The sequence below is a fragment of the Streptomyces sp. NPDC005195 genome (assembly GCF_040608315.1).
GTDB lineage: Bacteria > Actinomycetota > Actinomycetes > Streptomycetales > Streptomycetaceae > Streptomyces > Streptomyces kaempferi.
This window is the reverse complement of sequence record NZ_JBEXHZ010000327.1, coordinates 1-1,462: the sequence shown is the minus strand read 5'-3', so window position 1 is coordinate 1,462 and position 1,462 is coordinate 1. Positions and strand designations below refer to the sequence as shown.

1 protein-coding gene is annotated in these 1,462 nt (G+C 76.2%); it reads right to left on the bottom strand.

Annotated elements, in window-relative coordinates; all coding sequences use genetic code 11:
- Positions 1-1,462 (bottom strand): beta-ketoacyl synthase N-terminal-like domain-containing protein (locus ABZV34_RS39400; protein ID WP_356288087.1); only part of this gene is annotated, 1,462 nt, incomplete at both ends.

Sequence of the window (1,462 nt, the reverse complement as noted above, 5' to 3'; positions counted from 1 at the left end):
GTGCGCCTCGACGGCGTCGACGTCGGCCGGGGTGAGGCCCGCGGAGGTGAGGGCGGCGCGGATGACGCGCTGCTGGGCGGGGCCGTTGGGCGCGGTCAGTCCGTTGGAGGCGCCGTCCTGGTTGACGGCGGTGCCGCGGACCACGGCGAGGACGGTGTGGTGGTTGCGGCGGGCGTCGGACAGCCGCTCGACGACGAGGACGCCGACGCCTTCGGACCAGCCCGTTCCGTCGGCGCCGTCGGCGAACGCCTTGCAGCGTCCGTCGGGGGCGAGGCCGCCTTGGAGGCTGAACTCGACGAAGGCGCCGGGGTTCGCCATGACGGTGACGCCGCCGGCCAGTGCGAGGTCGCACTCGCCGGTGCGCAGGGACTGCACGGCGAGATGGAGGGCGACGAGCGAGGAGGAGCAGGCGGTGTCGACGGTGACCGCGGGGCCTTCGAGACCGAGCGTGTAGGCGACGCGACCGGAGACGACGCTTCCGGCGCCGCCGGTCAGCAGGTGTCCGCCGAGGCCTTCGGGGACCTCGGTGAGGCCCGAGCCGTAGCCGGAGCTTCCGGCGCCGACGAAGACGCCGGTCCGGCTGCCCTTGAGGCCGGTCGGGTCGATGCCGCCGCGCTCCAGCGCCTCCCAGGACGTCTCCAGGATCAGGCGCTGCTGGGGGTCGATCGCGAGGGCCTCGCGGGGGCTGATGCCGAAGAACGGGGCGTCGAAGCCGGCGGCCTCCCGCAGGAAGCCGCCCGAACGGGTGTCGCTGGCCGCGAGGAGGGTCTCCAGGTCCCAGCCGCGGTCCTCGGGGAATCCGGAGACCGTGTCGAGGCCGCCGGAGACGATCCGCCACAGTGCCTCGGGCCCGGCCACGCCGCCCGGCAGGCGGCAGCCCATGCCGACGATGACGACGGGGTCGGTGTCGGTGGCGGTGGCCGCCGGGAGGTGCGCGGCGGCGGCGTCGCGGGGGTCGGTGCCGAAGAGTTCGTCGCGCAGCCGGGCGGCGACGGCCAGCGGGGTGGGGTGGTCGAAGACGAGGGTGGAGGGCAGCGGTACCCCGGTGGCGCCGGTGAGTTCGTTGCGCAGCTCGACCGCGGTCAGGGAGTCGAAGCCCAGTTCGCGGAAGGTCCGCCCGGGGGCGACGGCCGCGGTGCCGGTGTGGGCGAGCACGGTGGCGGCGTGCTCGCGGACCAGGTCGAGGAGGGCCGTGTCGCGGTCCTCGGCCGGCAGCGGGCCGAGCCGTTCGCGCAGGGCGGCGCCCGCGCTCGTGGTGTCCGCCGCCGGGCCGGTGCCGCGCAGCGCGTCGGAGGCCTCCGGCAGTGCGGACAGCAGGGGGCTGGGGCGGCCGGTCGTGAACGCGGGAACGAAGCGGTCCCAGTCCATGTCGGCCACGACCACGGTGGTGTCGCCGAGTTCGAGGGCGCGGGAGAGGGCGCGCAGGCCCGCGTCGGGCTCCAGCGGCCGCAGTCCGCGGCGG